This window comes from Acinetobacter sp. UBA3025, assembly GCF_002367915.1.
Lineage (GTDB): Bacteria > Pseudomonadota > Gammaproteobacteria > Pseudomonadales > Moraxellaceae > Acinetobacter.
On sequence record NZ_DFDO01000160.1, the window covers coordinates 2,815 to 3,501 of the forward strand.

General features: G+C 45.4%; 1 protein-coding gene. It reads left to right on the forward strand.

Annotated features, from left to right (window positions below; genetic code table 11):
- Positions 1-687: CHAD domain-containing protein (locus B4J23_RS06725; RefSeq protein WP_291359490.1), on the forward strand; the 687-nt coding region annotated here is incomplete at both ends.

Here is a 687-nt window from a genome sequence, read left to right on the forward strand (position 1 = left end):
TTCATCATATCTTGCAAAAAATTATCACCAACTGTCTGACGCACCTGTTTCCCAATGCGACGGCGATTGCGCTAGAGAATTACAATAGTGACCATGTGCACCAGGCCCGCGTCGCTATCCGGCGTTTACGCAGTGCCTTAAAAATCTTCCAGCCCTATCATCAGGATTTGACAGAGGAATGGCAGGATCAGTTACGCAATATCTTCCAGCAATTAGGCTCTACTCGGGATCGCGATGCTTTAGCTGAAAGTCTGCTTCCTCAGCTAGAAGCTGCGGGTTCACCAGTATTGCAGTTGCCTCCAGCCCAACAGGATCAGGCAGATATTAGCCAATTATTCAGAAAGCCAGCTACGATGGAGCTGATACTGGAGCTACTACAATTTAGTCAGGATCAGAGTGCAAACCAGCAAAAGTCCTCGCATAAAATCCTGTGTAAAGGACTCAGCAAACTGCATCAGAAAGTCTGTGCAGATGCAGAGAATTATCAGGAACTGGATATTGAATCACGCCACCGAACCCGCAAGCGGGTTAAACGCTTGCGTTATAATGTGGAATTTCTGCAAAGCCTGTTTCCGGAAAAGGAAATCAAAAGATATCTGAAAGCGTTAAAGCCCTTACAGGAGACTTTAGGTCATTATAATGACCTGTTTGTCGCAGAAAGCCTATATAGGCCTTATGCAAAAAAAC